The following is a 16,642-nucleotide window of genomic DNA, read 5'->3' as shown; positions in this document are numbered from 1 at the left end:
GTCAGACCTTCGATTCGCTCGGGCGCCGCACCGGGAGTTTTTTGTCAGACTCGACTGTTAAGTCGAGTTTGACAAGTCAAACCACCGCCGTTTCCTTCCCGATCACCGGCAGCCGGTTCGTGATCGCTTCGGGCAGCGGCCTGACCACCAGCCCGCGGGCATTGTGCCAGAAGGCGGAGAGCAGCAGCAGCGCCGATCCGATCACCAGCGCCGCGAGTGCGACATTGGTCTCGACCGCGCCGAACCGCTCGAACAGTCCGTTGAGCGCCCAGAGCACATAGACCAGGCTCGACACCATCAGCGCCCGCCGGTCGATCGCCAGCGCGATTCCGCCCATCGCGATATAGAGGCCGATGACGAGCACCGCGCCGCCCACGGTCAGCGCGCCCTCGAGCACGCCGATCTCGGCGAAGATCGGGTGGACGATCAGCGGCGCGGCGAGCAGGTGCAGCCAGAAGGCGACGTCCGAGCGCCGCGTCTCGCGGACCGGATCGCTGATGTCCCAGCGCATCGCCAGCGCGAACACGCCCAGGCCCGAAACGAACAGCAACGGGTGCAGGAAGGGCTCGACGTTGCCGTCCGTCGCCACGGCGAGGATGCCGATGATCGTCGCGACCACCGCGCCGGCGCCGGCCGCGATCGTGATCGGCACGCGGAACCGCCGCCAGTGGAAGAAGGCGCCGGCCGCGGCCACCGCGCCGGCAATCGAGATGTAAGCGGAGACGATCGCTTCATCGCCCGGGCCGTACTGGCTCTCGTCGCCGATCAGCCCCATGCCGACCGCGCCGAACAGCCCGCCGACAAAGGCGAGCAGCAACAGGATCGAAGGGAAGGCCATCCGGCGGACCTTCGTGAAATATTCGGCCAGGCCCCAGGCCGCGACCGCGACGCCGAGCGCGCCGAGCCAGGGCTGGATCTCGCTGCCCAGCCAGGCGATCGCGACGAGCAACAGCACGCTGGCGATCGCCACGAAAATATCGTTGAACCCGCTGACGAGGCGGAAATGCTCCTCGTCGACCAGCGCGGTCGACCGGTCGGCCGCCATGAACCGGCGGAACTTGGCGACATCCGCCTCCTTCAACGCCCCTGCGGCCACCGCCGCCTCCAGATCGCTCTCGCTATACATCGGTCTTCTCTCCGTTTTGCGCCTTTATCGGATCAGCATAGCACTGGTGTATTGGTGATGCAATACGGTGCAACGATTGACACTGGTTGACACGGGCTGGGGTGACGAGGGGGTCGGCCGGGGCATGATGGCCCCTCGTCTAAGCCGTTGAAGCGAAGATTTTTTTTCGCCCGGTTGTCACAAGAAGTCCCGCCTCCCCGCGCGCAGGAAGCCGGGACGGGACAACCGCTAAGTTTACAAAGTTTACACACGGCCACTCCAATTCGGTCAGGACGGCTGGAGCGGTTTGCGCGGAGGAAGGAAACGAGAAGATTGCTGGGGACATCGTCTCGCAATAATACTGCAAGGGACGGGCTGTAGGACAGCACCTTGTAGCCGAAATCATGGGGCGACTATTTCTGTCGGCCGGATTTGCTTTAAGATGCGGTACGTTGCCAAGCATTTTGTCGGTCCGTAAGCATGTCGTCATGCCAACTGACCATCTTGTCCCGGCTGATTTGCGCGAAATGTATTACGTCAAGGAATGGCGGAACGCGGCCGGAATATTGCAAACAGCTTGCGCCGCCGAGTGGGCGGAAGTGGTCGCGGTTTTGCGCGATTTTCGTCTTTTCAAATCAGAAATTTTGACAAAGGGTGGCGCCAAATCTCCGATCGCGAGGCGTATCGACAGCGAATTTTACCGGCGCGGTTGGACCGAGAAAAATTTCGATACGGCGATAACTGTCGATGATGTTGAATATGAGAGCCCGACCCACAGTGTGGATTGTTTTAAGGGGCGGGTGGGCATTGAAGTTGAGTGGAACAACAAGGATCCGTTCTATGATCGCGATCTCAACAACTTCCGTTTGCTTTTTGACTTGCGCGTTATGGACGTTGGAATAATTGTCACGCGCTCAACCGAACTTCAGGCAATCTTCAAGGACTTGGGCAAAGGCGCATCATATGGTGCGTCGACAACGCATCATGAAAAGCTCTGGCCGCGATTGGAAGGCGGCGGTGGGGGCGGTTGCCCTGTTCTGACGTTTGCTATTCGGCCAGCGCTTTATGTGGCTGATATCTGACTGCTATTCCGCCGCAACGGCACTGTTATAATTATATGTATCCCAAGTAGGCTCGTATGCATCATCTGCCTGATTACCCCAGGCGGTCCAGCCGCGCCGCTTGCCTCTGCTGAACATCTCAAGCCGCGGTCCCCAGGAACAGTCTTCGATTACTTGATATTGTTCGTCGGGTTTACGGCTATGCTCCCGCTTTCGCGATTGGATCATGTTCACCTGACGTCTGCCAGGAGCGAGCGTTCGGGCGTTCTTTCCACGCACACCGAAAAGCAAGATCTCCGTGACGTTGCGAAAATAGAAGCCAACGCCACGCCCGTCCGAACCGCCATCCTTTCGGATCTTGTGCCAGATTATATTCGAGACATAGCGAAAGCCCCATGCTTCCATTACCGATAGGCCGTCTGGGAGCAGGGCATTAGGTACCCACAGATAAAGATGAGATGGCTCATCGGCGATATCCGCCACCGGCAGTTTTCGGATATCGTCCAACGTCATTGTGGGATACCGCGCCAGTCTCTTATGTTCAGGCGCTACCTTGCCGGTGCGATTTTGAAACTGCCAGGGAGGATCTGCCAAAATGGTCGCGAATTTCCTGCCTCTTGCCGTTGCGATCAGGTCAACGCTGGCCTCTAAGGCAGGATTATCGGACGAGAACATAACAGGATCTTATTTCGCAGTTATCCATCCGTCAATTTTTTAACCACAAGTTGCCCCCAACCTTGATTGGCTTCATTCGCCGGGACGAGATCTTCCAAACAGTCTATCATCCGGTCCCAGACATCGACGACGCCTTCGGCCGTAGACTCGCTGCTCACATGAGGCCGCCGTGCCCATTGCGCGCAGTTGGCCGAGCAAAAAAAGGGGCGCATCCGTCTCCGGACACGCCCGCTTCGAGTTTCGTGATTTTACCGTTCACCCACCCAGCGCCTGCAGCTTCTTGAACGCCTGCGCGCCCTGTTCGGCGCCGCTCTGCGGGACGAACTCTTCCGCGCGGTCGATGATCTGGTCCCAGACGTCTGCGACGCCTTCGGCGGTGCGCTGGTCTTCGGGAAGCGCGACGCCTTGCGTATGCGTCACATAGGCGGCGTGGAAGAAGCCGCCGCCGGCGCCGACGATCATGTTGGTCGGCGCGTCCTCGGCGACGAGATAGACCGCGGCCGGGGCGACGTTTTCCGGCGACAGCGCCTTGAACATTTCGGGCGGCATGATGTCTTCGGTCATCCGGGTGCCGGCGATCGGCGCGATGGTGTTGCACTTGATGTTGTACTTGGCGCCCTCGATGGCGAGCGTCTTGGTGAAGCCGGCGAGGCCGAGCTTCGCCGCGCCGTAATTGGCCTGGCCGAAATTGCCGTAGAGCCCGGTCGAGGAGGCGGTCATCAGGATGCGGCCATAGGCCTGTTCGCGCATCGTTTCCCACACCGCCTTGGTGCAGACCGCCGAGCCGTTGAGATGGACGTCGACGACGAAGCGGAAATCCTCGACGCTCATCTTGGCGAAGCTCTTGTCGCGCAGGACGCCGGCATTGTTGATCAGGATATGGACGCCGCCCCAGGCTTCCCTGGTCTTGGCGACCATCTCGTTCATCTGCCCGGCTTCGGTGACCGACCCGCCATTGGCCATCGCCGTGCCGCCGGCCGCCTCGATCTCCTCGACGACCTTCTGCGCCGCGTCCGAAGAGCCCGTGCCGTCGCGCGATCCGCCTAGATCGTTGACGACGACCTTCGCGCCGCGGCTCGCGAGATCGAGCGCATAGGCGCGGCCGAGCCCGCCGCCCGCGCCGGTGACGATGGCGACTTTGTCTTCGAACGAAATGGTCATGATGGGGACTCCATGGATTGCGTGGGATCGTGGTTGACGTGCGCGTTAACCCGGCGAGGGGGCAGGTTCAAGCGCCTATCTTCGGCGCTTTGAATCCGGATGGCAAGAAAGATACCGATCTGTATCTTTTCTGTTGACAGCGGGCACGCGATCTTCGAAGGAAGGGCAGCAACGATACAGATCGGTATCGTTCGAGTCGTCGATTTCCCTTTGCATCCAGAACCGAGAGGACCCACCCATGACCGACCAGACCATAAGCAAGCCCGACGCGACCGGGCGCCGTTCCTTTATCCGCACCGCCGCCGCCGGCGGCCTTTCCCTTGCCGCGGTTTCGTTGCTCTCCGGCGAACCCGTGGCGGCCCAGCGCGGCCGCTATGGCAGAGGCGCGCCTGCCGATGCCCAGGGCGATGCCGACCTGCTGAACGCCGCGCTGGGCCTCGAACATGAAGGGATCGCCGCCTATACGATCGCGGCGGGCAGCGGGCTGCTCGAACCGGCGGTCGTCGAAGTCGGCGTCCTGTTTCGCGGCCATCACCGGCAGCATCGCGACGAGCTGGCCCGCGTCATCCGCACGCTGGGCGGAACGCCGGTCGAGCCGAAGACCGATGCCGAATATGTCGAGGCGCTCGGCCTCGGCGCGCTGCGCAACCAGACCGACGTGCTGAACCTCGCGCTGCGGCTCGAGCGCGGCGCGACATCGGCCTATCTCGGGATCATGCCCTCGCTGCAGGATGGCGATCACGACCATCTCGCCGCGCGGATCGCGGTCGACGAGGCGGCGCATTTCGCGGCGCTCGCCGGCGCGCTCGGCCAGAGCATGCCCGAAACCGGCTTCATCTTCGGATAGGCGCGTGACGACATTACGCGCCGTCATGCTGCTCGCCCTGCCGCTGGTCTGCGGGTCGCTGGGCGAAGCGGAGGGGCGGGCGCAACCGGCTGACGGCGCCCGCCTCTATAGCCAGCGCTGCGGCGGCTGCCATTCGCTCGACGCGAACCGGGTCGGGCCGCGCCATCGCGGCCTGATCGGGCGGCGCGCGGGTTCGGTCCCGGATTTCCGCTATTCGGCCGCGCTGGCCCGGGCCGAATTCGCCTGGTCGCGCGTCCGGCTCGACCGCTGGCTCCGGGATCCGCGCGCCATGGTGCCGGGAACGACGATGGGCGTCCGCCTGTCCGATCCGACCGAACGGCGGGCGATCATCGACTATCTGGCGAGCGAGGATTGACGGCCGGGTGCGGCGTGCAGCCTAGCCCGCGCCCTCGGCATCCAGTGCGTACCCTGCCGAGCGGACGGTGCGGATGATGTCGGGCTTGCCGCCCTTGTTCAGGGCCTTGCGCAGCCGCCGGATATGCACATCGACGGTGCGCGGCTCGATATCCGAATCATGGCCCCAGACCGAATCGAGCAGCCTCTCGCGGCTGAACACGCGGCCCGGATGTTCGAGGAAATGCTTGAGCAGGCGGAATTCGGTGGGCCCGAGCGGGATCACCTCGCCGTCGCGGCGGACCTTGTAGCTGACCGTGTCCATCGCGATGTCGCCATGGAGCAGCGGCTCGCCGGCGAGCGCGGGGCGGACGCGGCGGAGCACCGCGCCGACCCGGGCGACGAGTTCGCGCGGGCTGAACGGTTTGGTGACATAATCGTCGGCCCCGGTCTCGAGGCCGCGGACCCGGTCCTCTTCCTCGCCGCGTGCCGTCAGCATAATGATCGGCACGTTCGCGGTGTCGGGCATCCGGCGCAGGCGGCGGCACACCTCGATCCCCGAAAGCCCCTCGATCATCCAGTCGAGCAGCACGAGATCGGGCGGGTTCTCGCGCGCCAGCAGCAGCGCTTCCTCGCCGTCGACCGTGTGCTTGACGTTGAATTCCTCGCGCTCGAAATGCCAGATCAGCAATTCGGTCAGCGCCATATCGTCTTCGACGAGCAGGAGTTTGGCTTTGCTCATTCTTCAAGCTCCTCCGGTTCCGGCGCATAGCTCTCGCCGCCCGAACGGTCCTCCAGATAGTCTCCCGTGGCCGCGAAATAGACCATCTCGGCGATGTTCGTGGCGTGATCGCCGACCCGTTCGAGATTCTTGGCGATGAACAGCAAATGGGTGGACTGGGTGATGTTGTGCGAATTCTCCATCATATGGGTGAGGAGCGCGCGGAACAGGCTGTCGTAGAAATCGTCGACCGCCGAATCGCGCTCGATCACCATCTTGGCCATCGTTGCGTCGCGGGCGGCGAACGCGTCGAGCACGTTATGCACCATTTCCTGTACGATCCGCGCCATCGCCGGAAGGATGCTCAGCGGCTCGATATCGGCGCGATGATCGAAGATCGGCACGCGTTTCGCGATATTCTTGGCATAGTCGCCGATCCGCTCGAGCACCGTCGCGATCTTGATCGCCGCCACCGCCTCGCGCAGATCGTCGGCGAGCGGCGCGCGCAGCGCGATCAGCCGGACGGCGAGCCTTTCGACTTCGGCTTCCAGCTCATCGATCCGCGCATCGTCCTTGACGATCCGCGCCGCGGTTTCGAGGTCATGGCGGGTGAGCGCGTGGATCGCATCGCCGATCGCCGTCTCGGCGAGCCCGCCCATCTCCGACACGAGCGCCCGCAGCTCGCCGATATCGTCGTCGAACGCCTTGACCGTATGTTCGCTCTTGTTGGGCATGATCGGGTTTCCGTCTAGCCGTACCGGCCGGTGATATAGTCCTTCGTCCGTTCCTGGTGCGGGTTGGTGAACAGCTCGGACGTTTCGCCATATTCGACGAGATTGCCGAGATGGAAAAAGGCCGTACGCTGCGAAACGCGGGCCGCCTGCTGCATATTATGGGTCACGATGACGATCGCATATTTGCCGCGCAGCTCGTGGATCAGCTCCTCGATCTTGGCGGTCGCGATCGGATCGAGCGCCGAGCAGGGTTCGTCCATCAGGATGACCTCGGGATCGACCGCGATCGCGCGGGCGATGCACAGCCGCTGCTGCTGGCCGCCCGAGAGTGCGGTGCCGCTGTCGTCGAGCCGGTCCTTGACCTCCTCGAACAGGCCGGCGCGGATCAGCGATTTCTCGACGATCTCGTCGAATTCCGATTTGGACGTGGCGAGGCCGTGGATGCGCGGGCCATAGGCGACATTTTCGAAGATCGATTTGGGGAAGGGGTTGGGCTTCTGGAACACCATGCCGACCCGGGCGCGCAGCTGCACCACGTCCATCGTCGGATCGTAGATATCCTCGCCATCGAGCTCGATCCGGCCCGTCGTCCTGGCGATCGGTATCGTATCGTTCATCCGGTTGAGGGTTCTCAGAAAGGTCGATTTTCCGCAGCCGGACGGGCCGATAAAGGCTGTCACATTGTCCATGCCGATATCGATCGAGACGTTATCGATCGCCTGCTTGTCGCCATAATAGACGTCGACATTGCGCGCCGTCATCTTGAGCATATCCGGGGCGACGAGCGGTTCCCCGGATTGCGGCGGGGCCTGGGTGTCGGTTGCGTCGTTCATTGTCTCACCAGCGTTGTTCATATTTGTTGCGCAGCCAGATCGCGAGCCCGTTCATGGCGAGCAGGAAGAGCAGCAGCACGATAATCGCCGCCGAGGTCCGTTCGACAAAGCCCGGATCGAGCTCGTCGGACCACAGGAAGATCTGCACGGGCAGGACCGTGGCGGGATCGGTGAAGCCGTCGGGCGGCGTGGCGACGAAGGCGCGCATGCCGATCAGCAGCAGCGGCGCGGTTTCGCCCAATGCGCGGCTCATCCCGATGATAGTGCCGGTCAGGATGCCGGGCAGCGACAAGGGCAGCACGTGATGGGTCAGCACCTGGACCGGCGAGGCGCCGACGCCGAGCGCCGCGTCCCGGATCGAGGGCGGCACCGACTTGATCGCGTTGCGCCCCGCGATCACGATCACCGGCATCGTCATCAGCGCCAGGGTCAGGCCGCCGACGACCGCCGCCGATCGGGGCAGGTAGAACGTGTTGATGAACACCGCGAGCCCGAGCAGGCCGAAGATGATCGACGGCACGGCCGCGAGATTGTTGATCGATACCTCGATCATGTCGGTCCAGCGGTTCTGCGGCGCATATTCCTCCAGATAGACGGCCGCCAGCACGCCGATCGGAAAGGCCAGCAGCAGGGTGACGATCATGGTCAGGAGCGAGCCCTTGAGCGCCCCCCAGATGCCGGCCAGGGTCGGATCGCTCGAATCCGCCATGGTCAGGAAGGTCCAGCTCAGCGCGCGGCGCACCTGGCCGGCCTCGTCGAGTTCTCCATAACGCTCGATCATCGCCGCGCGTTCTTCGCTCTGGCGCGGCCCCATATCGCCGCGCGCCGCGAAATCGACCTCGGTCGATGCGGGCATCCAGATCACTTCCTCGCGGGTCAGCAAGGTCGGATCGTCGGACACCGCGTTGCGCAGCTTGACCCAGGCGCCGTTCGACAGCAGCCTCGGGCCGTCCTCGCCATAGGTCGCGATGGCCGATTGCCGGGCGAGGTTCTGGAAATCCGCCCGGGCGAGCAATTGCGCGCGGTCCTCGCCGTCAAGCTGGCCGGGTTCGAGGAAGATGTCCGACGCCGCAAAATTGACGGGCAGCGCGATCTGGGTCTGGGTGAAGCCGCGCGCGCCGCTCGACACCATCGTGATCAGCAGGAAGGCGAGAAATCCCGCCGAAAGCAATATCGCGAACAGGCCGTAGAAGCGGAACCGTTTCTCGGCGCGGTACCGGGCCCGGATCCGGCGCTGCATGGCGTCGGCGGCCCAGTCGGTCGGCTGACGGCCGGTGGGGGAGGCGATGGCGGTGTTCATCTATTCATAGGCCTCGCGGAAGCGTTTGACGACGCTGAGCGCAATGATGTTGAGCAGCAGCGTCACGATGAAGAGGACGAGGCCCAGCGCAAAGGCGGCGAGCGTCTTCGAACTGTCGAATTCCTGATCGCCGGTCAGCAGCTGGACGATCTGGACGGTCACGGTCGTGACGCTCTCGAACGGATTGGCCGTGAGGTTGGCGGCGAGCCCGGCCGCCATCACGACGATCATCGTCTCGCCGATGGCGCGGCTGACGGCGAGCAGCACGCCGCCGACGATGCCGGGCAGCGCCGCGGGGATCAGCACCCGCTTGATCGTTTCCGAATTGGTCGCGCCCATGGCGAGGCTGCCGTCGCGCATCGCGCCCGGCACCGCGGCCAGCGAATCGTCGGCCATCGAGGAGACGAAGGGGATGATCATCACCCCCATGACGACGCCGGCGGCGAGCGCGGATTCGGACGAAGCGCTGCTGACGCCGAGCACGTTGACCGCGAAGTCGCGTACGGCCGGCGCGACGGTCAGCGCGGCGAAATAGCCGTAGACGACCGTCGGCACGCCGGCGAGGATCTCGAGCACCGGTTTCATGACGGAGCGGAAGCGGGCCGGCGCATATTGGGTGAGATACACCGCGCTCATCAGGCCGAGCGGGATCGCGACGATCATCGCGATGATCGCGCCGATCAGGATCGTGCCCCAGAATAGCGGGATCGCGCCGAACGATCCCGGATCGTCGCTGAAGGTCGTCGATCGCGGGCTCCAATGGGTGCCGAAAATGAACTCGATCGGCGATATCCGGTCGAAGAAGCGGATCGTCTCGAACAGCAGCGAGGCGACGATGCCGATCGTGGTGAGGATCGCGATCAGCGAGGCGATCAGCAACACCCACATGACGACGCGCTCGACCCGGTTGCGGGCGCGGAAATCCGGGCGCACGCGCAGAAACGCATAGGCTCCGCAGGCGAAGGCCAGCAGCACGGTCGCGATGAGGCCGATAACGCTATAAAAGCCCGACGCTTCCTTGAAGGCGGGGGCGAGCGCCTCGGCTTCCTCGTTGAAGGCGGCGCGCAACGATCCGTCGGCCAGCGCGCGGGCTTCGCCGAGGATCGCGGTACGCTCGATATCGGACGCCGGGAGGGTTTGCGCGGCGGGGCTGGCGAGCACCGACTGTTCGACCATGCCGGGCATGACGACCGACCAGACGGTGAGAAAGGCCAGCGCGGGAATGGCGAGCCACAGCGCCACGTACCAGCCATGATAGCCGGGCAGGGAGTGCGCGCGGACGGCACCCTCGGTGGGGCGCAGCCGGGCGGCGCGCATCCGCGCCGTGAACCAGCCGATCGCGGCAAAACCGATCACCATCATGAACAAGGAGAAGATCGACACTGTTCCGCTCAATTTCCTTTTTCGGCCGAAATTTCAGCCATTGGTATCGACCATGTGCATGTCGCCCCCGACTGCGTCGATATTCCTTCAACGGGCATTCCGGGATGCCTTTGCAGCGCTAGAGTTTCGGTTCCAATTCCATCATCGCGAATCGCGCGTCGTAACCAGCGACGGCCCGTCTGCCTTTGTGACATTCTCATTACGGGAAGATGACATCGCCGGCCGTTTTTTCGGCAAATCGACACTGACCGTCGTACCCTGTCCGGCTTCGCTCTCGATATTCAGCCTCCCGCGGTGGCGCTCGACGATATGTTTGACGATCGCAAGGCCGAGGCCGGTGCCGCCGAGCGACCGGCTGCGGCCCGGATCGACGCGGTAGAAGCGTTCGGTCAGGCGCGGCAGATGTTCGGGTGCGATGCCTTCGCCATGATCCTCGACGCTCAGGCGGATCATCGTATCGGAGATCGGGCCGTAATGAACGGCAACCGGATCTTCGCCGTCGCCATATTTCAGCGCGTTGCCGACCAGGTTGCTGATCAGCTGGGTGATCTGGACCCGGTCCCCGGCGATCCGGACGCTGCCCGATGCCGACCGGATATCGACGCGCGAACTGTCGACTCCCTCGGCCGCGCAGGTCGACAGGCAGGCCTCGTTGATCAGCGGACCGAGTTCGATTTCCTCGGCCGGCGCCCGGTATTTCTCCGCCTCGATGCGCGAGAGCGACATGAGATCGCCGATCAGCCGCTGCATCCGGCTCGCTTCGCCGTGCATGATCTCGAGAAAGCGGTTGCGCGTCTTCTTGTCCTTGGCCGCGCCGTCCTGCAGCGTCTCGATATAACCGAGCAGCGAGGCGAGCGGCGTGCGCAACTCGTGGCTCGCATTGGCGACGAAATCGGCGCGCATCTTTTCCGCCGCATGCGCACTGCTGCGATCGGCAAGGCGGACGAAACGGGCATTGCCCTTGAGTTCGTGGATGACGAGTTCCCAGGGCCGCTCGCGTTCGCCGATCCCGACCAGTTCCATCGCCACGCGCGATTCCTCCGCGCCCGCTTCTCCCGTCAGTCGTTCGGCCGCTGCCGGATGGCGGATCGCGAGCCGGACATCCTCGCCCACGATATGCGTGCCGAGCAGGTTCTGCGCTGCCGGATTCGCCCGCACGACGCGGCGGCCGACGATCAGCAGGCTGGGATCGTCGATCGCGTTCATCAGTTCCTCGAGGGTCGGAAACAGCGATTCGTCCGGCACCGGTTCGGGTTCCGCGTCGGCGGGGTCGGCGTCCGGCTCGTCGGGCGCGGCCTCCCTGTGCCCGTTGAGCACCGCGCCGCCGACCAGTCCGCCGAGACAGGCGAGCACGATCGCCGGCAGCGGCGCGCCGAGCAAATAGGCCGCGCCGCCGAGGCCAAAGGTGGTTAACAGCGCGACAATGGCGCGAAGAGGCGTTATCTGGGCCATTGAGCGCCCTGATACAGCGCTATTGTTACACTCGCCAGTAGGCGGCAGGGTAAGTGTTGGCAGTGTATCGCGGACAGGAATTCGGGAAGGATGGCATGAGCGAAGGACCCAAAGAGACGGACGGCGACGACGCCGGGCAGGGCATGGCGAAGCCGGGCCGGCGCCAGGTATTGGCGCTCGGCGCCGCGGCCGCGTCGACGGTCGTGACGGTGCGCCCCGCGCTCGCCCAGACCCAGGCCTCGATCATGGCCTGCGAAATCCCGATTCCCGATCCCGGCCGGATGGGCAATTATATCGCCGCGGACGGCTCGGTCGTGCCGCCGGGAACGCCGGGCGCCTTTCCGCCGCCGGGCCGCAATCTGGTCGGCGAGGAAGTGCGCGGCGCGTTGCAGGCGGGCCGGACGATCCCGGGCTATGGCTATGAGCAGAGCCAGGCCTATACCAACTATATCCGCCGCCTGCAGACCGGCATGAGCGGCTTTACCTGCTACGCGTCGATCCAGATGACGCGGAGCTGACGCTCCGCCGCTTTCCGCCATGACAGAAGCCGCCTATCGCGCCGATCCGCCCGAGGCCCGGCGCGTTATCGCGCTGGACGGCGTGGCGCTGATCTTCCACCGGCCTTCCGGCCTCACCCATATCGTCGCGCCGCCCGCGCCGCAGATTCTCGAAGCCCTGGGCGAGGGGGATGCGGGGCCGCGGGCGCTGCTGGACCGGCTGAAGCGCGATTTCGATTTCGGCCCGGCTGATAAGGGCGGCCAGGATCTCGAAGCGGCGCTGGAGGCGCGTCTCGCCGAGCTGGAGGCGGCCGGGCTGGTGTGGCGGCCATGAAGCACGAATTCCGCGTGACCGTCGGCCCGACAGGGTTCCGCATCGGGTCAGACTGGCGGCAGCCGCTCGACCGGCTGGCGGCGCTTTATGCGGGCTATCCGACGCCCGATATACCCGACTTCACCGTGCGCCTCTTCGCGCAGCGGCCGTGGCGGCGTTTCCTGCGTCCTTCGGTGATGATCGGCGGCGACTATATGCTGCCCGACGCCGCGCCGCTCTCGCTCGCCCATGGCATGCTGGCGGCGGAGATGGGGATGAACCTGCAAATGGCGCTCGGCCAGCGCCGCTATCTGCTGCTTCACGCTTCGGCGGTCGAGCGCGACGGCAAGGCGCTGCTGATGACCGGCGAATCCGGCGCCGGCAAATCGACGCTTTCGGCGCTGCTCGGCGAGCGCGGCTGGCGCTTCATGGGCGATGAGTTCGCGCTGATCGATCCGGAGACCGGCCTGCTGCATGCCTTTCCAAGGCTGGTCAGTCTCAAGAACGAGGCGATCGGGCTCTTCGAACGCGATGTCGATGCCAGCCGGCTCGGTCCCTTGATGCGCGACACGCCCAAGGGCGATATCCGCCATTTGCGGCCGCCCGCCGAGGCGATCGCGAAGATGGCCGAACCCGCGAAACCCGCGCTGCTGCTCTTCCCGCGCTTCGGCCATGCACCCGATGTCCGCGAGATCGGCGAGGCGGAGATATTCGTGCGGCTGACCCAGGCCTCGACCAACTATGTCGCACTGGGCGAGACGGGTTTCGGAGCGCTGTCCGCGCTCGTGCGAACGGTCCCGACCCGGGCGGTCGACTATCCCGACACCGAAAGCGCCGTCGCCAGCGTCGAACGGCTCTGGGCGGAGTTGGTGAGGTGAGGGATGTGCCAACCCCAATCCTCCCCCCAAGGGGGAGGTGGCAGCCCCTGAGTTTGTCGAAGGGGCCTACGGAGGGGTATCAACGCCTGCGATTGAATCCGCCGTTGCCGTTGAGACCCCTCCACCGGCTTCGCCGGTCCCCCTCCCCTTGCAGGGGAGGATTATAATGACCGACGCCCGCCTTCTGACCCGCGCGCTGACCGATCCCGTCTCGACGGGCGCTCTCGACGCCGATGGCTGGACCGCGCTGATTGCTATGGCCCGAGCCGAGCAGCTGATGGGTACGCTCGCCCATCGCCTCGACGGGCTCGACCTGCCGACAAAGGTGGCGCAGCTTTGCGCCGATGCCCGCCGCTCGGCCGATCATGCGCGGCGCCAGGCGCTGTGGGAAGCCGAGATGGCGCGCCGCGTGCTGGCGCCGCTTGGGGAGCCGGTTATCCTCCTCAAAGGCACGGCCTATGTCGCGGCGGGTCTTTCGGCGGGTATCGGGCGCTCGATCGGCGATCTCGATATCCTGGTTCGCCGTGCGGCGCTCGGTGCGGTCGAGCGCGCCCTGATCGAACGGGGCGGCTGGGAATGGGTGAAGGAGGACGAATATGACGACGCCTATTACCGCGATCACATGCACGAGCTGCCGCCGCTGATCCACAAGGAGCGCGACCGGATGATCGACGTCCACCATACGGTGCTGCCGCTGACCGCGCGGCCGACGCCCGACGCAGCGTCGATGATCGCCGAAAGCGAGCCGCTCGATCCTTCGACAGGCTCAGGAGACCTGCGCATCCTCTCGCCGCCCGACATGATCTGCCACGCCGCCGCGCATCTGTTCGCCGATGGCGATCTGGCGGGCGGCCTGCGCAACCTCTGGGATATCGACCGGCTGTGCCGCGATTTCGGTAAGCGGGTGGGATTCTGGCCGGAGCTCGGAGAAAGGGCGGGACGGCATCAGCTTGCGAAACCCGTAAGCCGTGCACTGCACCTTGCCGAAACGCTCTACGATACGCCGGTCGACGGCAATGTCGCCGGACGGGGGAGGGCGGGCGATACCCTCTATATCCGCCGCCTGCTCGCCCGCGACGGCTGGGGACGCGAAACGCGCAAGGGCGTGCGCCTTGCTTTCTATATCCGCTCGCACTGGCTCCGCATGCCGCCGCTTATGCTGGCGCGGCATCTGTGGACGAAATGGCGGAAGGGCTAGAGTAGCCCGGGCACCCGCGCGGCGGGGGTCGCCCTGAAGACCGACTGATCGCGGAAAGAGGCGTCGGACCGGAAATGAGCCCTTTATTAATACTTTATCTACAAAGAGGGGGATTGCAGCAAGGATCAACAGGGCGGCCATGGATTTGATGGCGGAAAAATGGGATAAGCAGACGCATCGCTGCGCGTTGACGCAAGCGTATCTTCCGATTCTTCGCGGCTTTTTCTGTGTAGCAGCAGCCTATTATGCAGTGATGACGGTTGCGCATTTTGTAACGCGAAGCGGCACCGAGCTGGTTTGGTTCAGCGCGATATCCATCACCACGGTGATCGCGGCCTTGATCGGCGTCTATCTGCTCGCGCGTTCGCGGTCACCCGCTCAGGTCGATGTGATCGTCCTCTTCATCAATCTTCTCGTGCTTTCCAACGTCCTGATCGCACTCCAGCTGGACTTTAATCGCACGAAGCTGGTCTATTTCATCGTCATGGCGATGATATTCGCCTTTTCAGGAACGAGCCTGAGGCAGACGATTCCATCGATCGTCGTCGCAATTGTCTGCCTTTTCGCGCAGATTTTCCAGTACGCGCCGGAATTGGCTGGCCTATACGGCTTCATAGCGTTTGCGAGTTCGGTGTCATCGATCGCGATCTCGGCATCCCTGCGAAAATCGATCGCGCTTGCCTTGGCCGAGCGACGAGAGGCCGAACGCGGTCGTGCTTCGGCCGAGCTGCTCGCCGAAAGCGCGCGCGCGGAGTCTCACACCGACAGCCTTACCGGCCTCCCCAACCGGCGCGCCTTTGTCGAGACGCTCGAGAACCGAATACAGACGCCGCGGGCTGGTCGCGACCCGCTCTGGCTGGTCGTTATGGACCTTGACGGTTTCAAACCCGTCAACGACGTTTACGGTCACAGGATCGGCGACGAGCTGCTGTGCGAAGTGGCGCGGCGGTTGCGCCGCCATTGCTCGGGCGAGGCGTTCGCAGCGCGCGTGGGAGGCGACGAGTTCAGCATTCTTCGCACCGGGTCCGGCGACCTGCAGGAAATGCAGCTTTGGTGCGACCAGCTGATCGCGGATCTTGCGCGGCCGTTCGAGATCGAGGGGAAGAGGATCCATATCTCGGCCTCGGCGGGCTGCGAGATAGCATCGGCGGATGACACTAGCGCGGCTCTGCTCGAAAATGCCGATTATGCGTTGCTGCATGCCAAGCGGAACAGCAAGGGAAGCGCCGTGGTCTTCGACGCCTGCCACGCTCAGGCGATGGAGGAGCAGTTCCAGATCGGCCAGGTCATGTCGAGCGACGGCTTCGAATCCGAGCTTGAGGTCCTTTTCCAGCCTCAGGTCGAGCTTTCCAGCAACCGCATCGTCGGTGCCGAGGCGCTGCTGCGCTGGACCAGCCCGACTCTGGGGCAGGTCAGCCCCGCAAAACTGATTGCTGTGGCGGAGGATGCCGGAACCGTCTCGCGTATCACCCTGATCGCGCTTGAAAAAACATTGGAGGTGGCGGCGCACATACCGGAATCGGTGTCGCTGGCCGTCAATCTCTCGGCGATGGATTTGCGGTCGGACCAGTCGATGCGAAAGATTATCGACCTGGTTCGAGCATCACGCTGTCGTCCGGAACGACTGGAGTTCGAAGTCACCGAAACGGTTGCGATCGATACGCATGTCGCCCTGCGCAATTTCGAACGCTTGGCGCAGGCCGGCCATCGGATCGCGCTGGACGATTTCGGCAGCGGCTACGCCAATTTCAGCCTTTTGCAACTGCTGCCGATCCACAGCCTGAAGCTCGACAAGTCGCTGATCGAGCGGCCCAGCGATCCGGTCGGCCGGGAACTCGCCCGCGCCGTCATTGCCATGGCTCGGGTCCTCAGGATCGATTCGATCGTGGAAGGGATAGAGACGCCGTATCAGCTGGCGCTCGCGCACGCGCTCGGCGCGACGCGCGGGCAGGGCTTCCTTCTCGGAAAGCCGATGAAAGCGCACGATTTTGAGGCGCTTCTGGCCAAACAGACGGACTCGCCTACGGAAAGCATGCGGCGGAGCGCCTGATAAGAGCGACGGCCTATGCCGCCGCAGATGCTGGCCCGGCATTTATGCCCAACTAGCGGAAAGGGCAACGACAGGGGTGT

At 64.2% G+C, this 16,642-nt stretch carries 17 protein-coding genes; 8 read left to right on the top strand and 9 right to left on the bottom strand.

Features of this window, described 5'->3' with window-relative positions:
• Window positions 1-76: 76 nt before the first annotated feature.
• Entirely contained in the window at window positions 77-1,126 is a 1,050-nt protein-coding gene (locus HFP57_RS06130; RefSeq protein WP_176868962.1) for a hypothetical protein, read from the bottom strand.
• Between the two features lie 467 nt (window positions 1,127-1,593).
• Here HFP57_RS06130 and HFP57_RS06125 point away from each other — a divergent pair, with 467 nt between their 5' ends.
• Window positions 1,594-2,187, top strand: a complete 594-nt coding sequence (locus tag HFP57_RS06125) for a BglII/BstYI family type II restriction endonuclease (protein WP_176868961.1) — start codon at window positions 1,594-1,596, stop codon at window positions 2,185-2,187.
• A gap of 3 nt (window positions 2,188-2,190) precedes the next feature.
• Here HFP57_RS06125 and HFP57_RS06120 read toward each other — a convergent pair whose 3' ends face one another.
• Window positions 2,191-2,841 carry an MT-A70 family methyltransferase gene (locus HFP57_RS06120; protein WP_176868960.1) on the bottom strand — a complete coding sequence of 217 codons (651 nt, stop codon included), beginning with the start codon at window positions 2,839-2,841 and terminating at the stop codon, window positions 2,191-2,193.
• Window positions 2,842-3,096: 255 nt separating this feature from the next.
• Complete coding sequence (locus HFP57_RS06115; protein ID WP_176868959.1) at window positions 3,097-4,002, bottom strand: SDR family oxidoreductase; 906 nt, start codon at window positions 4,000-4,002, stop codon at window positions 3,097-3,099.
• A gap of 238 nt (window positions 4,003-4,240) precedes the next feature.
• On the opposite strand from HFP57_RS06115, the gene HFP57_RS06110 reads away from it, so the two are divergent.
• Window positions 4,241-4,849, top strand: a complete 609-nt coding sequence (locus HFP57_RS06110; protein WP_176868958.1) for a ferritin-like domain-containing protein — start codon at window positions 4,241-4,243, stop codon at window positions 4,847-4,849.
• Between the two features lie 4 nt (window positions 4,850-4,853).
• Window positions 4,854-5,225, top strand: a complete 372-nt coding sequence (locus tag HFP57_RS06105) for a c-type cytochrome (protein WP_246263426.1) — start codon at window positions 4,854-4,856, stop codon at window positions 5,223-5,225.
• A 21-nt stretch (window positions 5,226-5,246) separates the two neighbouring features.
• On the opposite strand, the gene phoB is transcribed toward HFP57_RS06105, so the two are convergent.
• The 6 genes from phoB to HFP57_RS06075 all read right to left on the bottom strand — a co-directional run bounded on the left by phoB (window position 5,247) and on the right by HFP57_RS06075 (window position 11,626).
• Window positions 5,247-5,945 carry a phosphate regulon transcriptional regulator PhoB gene (gene phoB, locus HFP57_RS06100; protein WP_176868957.1) on the bottom strand — a complete coding sequence of 233 codons (699 nt, stop codon included), beginning with the start codon at window positions 5,943-5,945 and terminating at the stop codon, window positions 5,247-5,249.
• The gene (gene phoU, locus HFP57_RS06095) at window positions 5,942-6,658 is read right to left on the bottom strand and encodes a phosphate signaling complex protein PhoU (RefSeq protein WP_176868956.1); all 717 of its coding nucleotides are present in this window, start codon (window positions 6,656-6,658) and stop codon (window positions 5,942-5,944) included. The genes phoB and phoU overlap by 4 nt, the downstream gene beginning before the upstream one ends.
• Before the next feature lie 14 nt (window positions 6,659-6,672).
• Window positions 6,673-7,512: a phosphate ABC transporter ATP-binding protein PstB gene (pstB, locus tag HFP57_RS06090; protein WP_425500730.1), complete on the bottom strand. Its 840-nt coding sequence runs from the start codon at window positions 7,510-7,512 to the stop codon at window positions 6,673-6,675.
• On the bottom strand, window positions 7,496-8,791 hold the full coding sequence (pstA, locus tag HFP57_RS06085) for a phosphate ABC transporter permease PstA (RefSeq protein ID WP_176868954.1): 1,296 nt from the start codon (window positions 8,789-8,791) through the stop codon (window positions 7,496-7,498). The genes pstB and pstA overlap by 17 nt, the downstream gene beginning before the upstream one ends.
• Window positions 8,792-10,153 carry a phosphate ABC transporter permease subunit PstC gene (gene pstC, locus HFP57_RS06080; RefSeq protein ID WP_425500739.1) on the bottom strand — a complete coding sequence of 454 codons (1,362 nt, stop codon included), beginning with the start codon at window positions 10,151-10,153 and terminating at the stop codon, window positions 8,792-8,794.
• Between the two features lie 162 nt (window positions 10,154-10,315).
• Window positions 10,316-11,626: a sensor histidine kinase gene (locus tag HFP57_RS06075; protein ID WP_176868953.1), complete on the bottom strand. Its 1,311-nt coding sequence runs from the start codon at window positions 11,624-11,626 to the stop codon at window positions 10,316-10,318.
• A 95-nt stretch (window positions 11,627-11,721) separates the two neighbouring features.
• Here HFP57_RS06075 and HFP57_RS06070 point away from each other — a divergent pair, with 95 nt between their 5' ends.
• The 5 genes from HFP57_RS06070 (at window position 11,722) to HFP57_RS06050 (ending at window position 16,562) form a co-directional block, all read left to right on the top strand.
• Window positions 11,722-12,144, top strand: coding sequence for a hypothetical protein (locus tag HFP57_RS06070; RefSeq protein ID WP_246263424.1), 423 nt, complete (start codon window positions 11,722-11,724; stop codon window positions 12,142-12,144).
• Between the two features lie 19 nt (window positions 12,145-12,163).
• Window positions 12,164-12,457 (top strand): HPr-rel-A system PqqD family peptide chaperone, encoded by a 294-nt coding sequence (locus tag HFP57_RS06065; RefSeq protein ID WP_176868952.1) that lies wholly within the window; start codon window positions 12,164-12,166, stop codon window positions 12,455-12,457.
• Window positions 12,454-13,314, top strand: coding sequence for an HprK-related kinase A (locus tag HFP57_RS06060; protein WP_176868951.1), 861 nt, complete (start codon window positions 12,454-12,456; stop codon window positions 13,312-13,314). Before HFP57_RS06065 ends, HFP57_RS06060 begins: the two co-directional genes overlap by 4 nt.
• 166 nt (window positions 13,315-13,480) lie before the next feature.
• The gene (locus tag HFP57_RS06055) at window positions 13,481-14,512 is read left to right on the top strand and encodes a nucleotidyltransferase domain-containing protein (RefSeq protein ID WP_176868950.1); all 1,032 of its coding nucleotides are present in this window, start codon (window positions 13,481-13,483) and stop codon (window positions 14,510-14,512) included.
• A gap of 139 nt (window positions 14,513-14,651) precedes the next feature.
• Window positions 14,652-16,562, top strand: coding sequence for a putative bifunctional diguanylate cyclase/phosphodiesterase (locus HFP57_RS06050; protein WP_176868949.1), 1,911 nt, complete (start codon window positions 14,652-14,654; stop codon window positions 16,560-16,562).
• The last annotated feature ends 80 nt before the right edge of the window (window positions 16,563-16,642 follow it).

The organism is Parasphingopyxis algicola (genome assembly GCF_013378075.1).
GTDB lineage: Bacteria > Pseudomonadota > Alphaproteobacteria > Sphingomonadales > Sphingomonadaceae > Parasphingopyxis > Parasphingopyxis algicola.
The sequence above is the reverse complement of the archived record's forward strand: the minus strand, read 5'-3'. Positions and strand labels throughout refer to the sequence as shown.

What these genes read in the sequence shown, in the direction of transcription:
- HFP57_RS06130 (WP_176868962.1), bottom strand. Translation starts at nt 1,126, where the DNA reads ATGTATAGCGAGAGCGATCTGGAGGCGGCGGTGGCCGCAGGGGCGTTG.
- HFP57_RS06125 (WP_176868961.1), top strand. Translation starts at nt 1,594, where the DNA reads ATGCCAACTGACCATCTTGTCCCGGCTGATTTGCGCGAAATGTATTAC.
- HFP57_RS06120 (WP_176868960.1), bottom strand. Translation starts at nt 2,841, where the DNA reads ATGTTCTCGTCCGATAATCCTGCCTTAGAGGCCAGCGTTGACCTGATC.
- HFP57_RS06115 (WP_176868959.1), bottom strand. Translation starts at nt 4,002, where the DNA reads ATGACCATTTCGTTCGAAGACAAAGTCGCCATCGTCACCGGCGCGGGC.
- HFP57_RS06110 (WP_176868958.1), top strand. Translation starts at nt 4,241, where the DNA reads ATGACCGACCAGACCATAAGCAAGCCCGACGCGACCGGGCGCCGTTCC.
- phoB (WP_176868957.1), bottom strand. Translation starts at nt 5,945, where the DNA reads ATGAGCAAAGCCAAACTCCTGCTCGTCGAAGACGATATGGCGCTGACC.
- phoU (WP_176868956.1), bottom strand. Translation starts at nt 6,658, where the DNA reads ATGCCCAACAAGAGCGAACATACGGTCAAGGCGTTCGACGACGATATC.
- pstB (WP_425500730.1), bottom strand. Translation starts at nt 7,512, where the DNA reads ATGAACAACGCTGGTGAGACAATGAACGACGCAACCGACACCCAGGCC.
- pstA (WP_176868954.1), bottom strand. Translation starts at nt 8,791, where the DNA reads ATGAACACCGCCATCGCCTCCCCCACCGGCCGTCAGCCGACCGACTGG.
- pstC (WP_425500739.1), bottom strand. Translation starts at nt 10,153, where the DNA reads ATGATGGTGATCGGTTTTGCCGCGATCGGCTGGTTCACGGCGCGGATG.
- HFP57_RS06075 (WP_176868953.1), bottom strand. Translation starts at nt 11,626, where the DNA reads ATGGCCCAGATAACGCCTCTTCGCGCCATTGTCGCGCTGTTAACCACC.
- HFP57_RS06070 (WP_246263424.1), top strand. Translation starts at nt 11,722, where the DNA reads ATGAGCGAAGGACCCAAAGAGACGGACGGCGACGACGCCGGGCAGGGC.
- HFP57_RS06065 (WP_176868952.1), top strand. Translation starts at nt 12,164, where the DNA reads ATGACAGAAGCCGCCTATCGCGCCGATCCGCCCGAGGCCCGGCGCGTT.
- HFP57_RS06060 (WP_176868951.1), top strand. Translation starts at nt 12,454, where the DNA reads ATGAAGCACGAATTCCGCGTGACCGTCGGCCCGACAGGGTTCCGCATC.
- HFP57_RS06055 (WP_176868950.1), top strand. Translation starts at nt 13,481, where the DNA reads ATGACCGACGCCCGCCTTCTGACCCGCGCGCTGACCGATCCCGTCTCG.
- HFP57_RS06050 (WP_176868949.1), top strand. Translation starts at nt 14,652, where the DNA reads ATGGATTTGATGGCGGAAAAATGGGATAAGCAGACGCATCGCTGCGCG.